This window comes from Micromonospora sp. ATA51, from assembly GCF_016802855.1.
Lineage (GTDB): Bacteria > Actinomycetota > Actinomycetes > Mycobacteriales > Micromonosporaceae > Micromonospora > Micromonospora sicca.
Map to the genome: position 1 here is coordinate 1 of NZ_JAEVHJ010000545.1, position 2,534 is coordinate 2,534.

At 73.6% G+C, this 2,534-nt stretch carries 1 protein-coding gene and 2 pseudogenes; all 3 read left to right on the top strand.

Going from position 1 to position 2,534, the window contains the following annotated elements; genetic code table 11:
• Positions 1 to 721: pseudogene (locus JNW87_RS37445) on the top strand (RecB family exonuclease); the annotation flags it as partial.
• A 201-nt stretch (positions 722 to 922) separates the two neighbouring features.
• A complete protein-coding gene (locus tag JNW87_RS37450) occupies positions 923 to 1,126 on the top strand; it encodes a cold-shock protein (protein ID WP_007464836.1) in 204 nt (67 codons plus the stop codon).
• 221 nt (positions 1,127 to 1,347) lie between these two features.
• A pseudogene (locus JNW87_RS37455) lies at positions 1,348 to 2,454 on the top strand (DEAD/DEAH box helicase); the annotation flags it as partial.
• Between the last annotated feature and the right edge of the window lie 80 nt (positions 2,455 to 2,534).

The following is a 2,534-nucleotide window of genomic DNA, read 5'->3' on the forward strand; positions in this document are numbered from 1 at the left end:
CCGGAGGTGGCGCGGTGGCGGCGGGAGGCGGACCTGCTCCTCGCCGAGCGGGCCGAGCTGCTGCGGCGGGCCGAGGCGGTCGAGGTCGGAGCTGCCCCGGCACCTGTCCGCGACCCAGTTGGTGGCGCTGCGCCGCGACCCGGGGGCCCTGGCGCGCGCCCTGCGCCGCCCGATGCCCACCGAGCCCAACCCGTACGCCCGCCGGGGCACCGCCTTCCACACCTGGCTGGAACAGCGCTTCGGCGCCGACCGGCTGCTGGACGTGGACGAGCTGCCCGGCGCCGCGGACGACGACGCGGCCCCCGACGAGGCGCTCACCGAGCTGCAGGAGCGATTCCTGGCCAGCGAGTGGGCCGACCGGGTGCCGCTGGAGGTGGAGGTGCCGTTCGCCACAGTGATCGCCGGGGTGGTGGTCCGGGGGCGGATGGACGCGGTCTTCGCCCGGCCGGGTGGCCGGTTCGACGTGGTCGACTGGAAGACCGGCCGGCAGCCCGCCGGGCGGGAGGCCGAGGTGGCCGGCGTGCAGCTCGCCGTCTACCGGCTGGCCTGGGCCGAGCTGGCCGGCGTGCCGGTCGAGCGGGTGGGCGCCGCCTTCCACTACGTGCGGGACGGCGTCACCGTCCGCCCGGCCGACCTGCTCGACGGCGACGGGTTGACCGCGCTGATCGCCGGCGTACCGGAAATTTCGGCGGACCGCCCCACGTTACGTAATCCGTGGTAGGTTAGGCGCGTTGCAGTTTTGGTTTCCAGAGACTCTGTGTGCGCCTGGCGGATTGTGGCCCCAGGCGCTCTTTGTTGTGTCCGGAGTTCTCCGGGCGGGGCGACCAGCAGCGACAGGCGATTCGCGCATGCCCGCGCGGAGCGCTCCTCTTCGAGCCCGCAACAGGTGCGGGTTCGACGTTCCGTCAAGGAGACGAAACAAATGGCTATTGGCACCGTCAAGTGGTTCAACGCTGACAAGGGCTTCGGCTTCATCACCCCGGACGGCGGCGGCGCCGACGTCTTCGCCCACTTCTCGGCGATCCAGTCCTCCGGCTACCGGAGCCTGGACGAGAACCAGCGGGTCGAGTTCGAGGTGACCCAGGGCCAGAAGGGCCCGCAGGCGGAGAACATCCGCCCGCTCTGATCTTCGGATCACCCAGCACCATCCACCGCACCCTCTCGGGTGCGGTGACGGGACCGTCCGCCGCGCCGCCCACCCGCTCCGCGGGGCGCGCGTGCTGCGGCGGACCGGCCCGTACCACCTTCGGTTCGTGCTTGTGAGTCGCGACGGGCTTTACCGCCGACGACAGCGCCGCCCTGCGGCGCCCTCCCTCGACACGTGCCGCGTCGAGGAAGGCATTCCGCATGACCATGACCATTCCCACCTTCGCCGCGACCGGGCTCGCCCCGGCGCTGCTCACCGAGCTGGCGGCGCAGGGCATCACCGAGCCGTTCCCGATCCAGTCGGCGACGCTGCCGGACTCGCTCGCCGGCCGGGACGTGCTCGGCCGGGGTCGGACCGGCTCCGGCAAGACGCTCGCCTTCGGGCTGCCGCTGCTGCACCGCATCGCCGCCCGCCGGGCCCGCCCCGGCCGGCCGCTCGCGCTCGTGCTGGTGCCGACCCGGGAGCTGGCCCAGCAGGTCACCACCGCGCTCGCCCCGTACGCCCGTGCCCTCGGGCTGCGCTGCGCCACCGTGGTCGGCGGCCTGTCGCTGCAGCGGCAGGCGGACGCGCTGCGCGCCGGCGCCGAGGTGGTCGTGGCCACCCCCGGCCGGCTGCACGACCTGATCAACCGCGGCGACGCCCGCCTCGGCGAGGTCGCCATCACCGTGCTCGACGAGGCCGACCAGATGGCCGACATGGGCTTCCTTCCGCAGGTCACCAAGCTGCTGGAGCAGGTCGCCCCGGACGGCCAGCGGATGCTCTTCTCCGCCACGCTGGACGGCGGCGTGGACCGGTTGGTCCGCCGCTTCCTGAGCAACCCGGTGTCGCACTCGGTCGACCCGGGTACCGCCACGGTGAGCGCGATGACCCACCACGTGCTGCACGTCGACGCGGTGGACAAGCCCGCCGCGCTCACCCAGATCGCCGCCCGCGAGGGCCGCACCATCCTGTTCATGGGGACCAAGCACCGCGCCGACCGGCTGGCCCGCCAGTTGCTCTCCAAGGGGGTACGCGCGGCCGCGCTGCACGGCGGCAAGTCGCAGCCGCAGCGCACCCGGATCCTGGAGCAGTTCCGCACCGGCCAGGTGACCGCGCTGGTGGCCACCGACGTGGCGGCCCGGGGCATCCACGTGGACGGCCTGGACATGGTGGTCAACGTGGATCCGCCGACCGAGGCGAAGGACTACCTGCACCGGGGCGGGCGTACCGCCCGGGCGGGGGAGTCCGGCACCGTGGTCACCCTGGTCCTGCCCGAGCAGCGCCGGGACGTGTCCCGGCTGATGAGCGTGGCCGCGGTTCCGACCGCCGCGTCCACCGACTCCCTGCCGTTGGTGGGCGGCGCGATCAGGTACGGCTGGTAAGGCCGTCCAGCGATGGCGTTGACCGC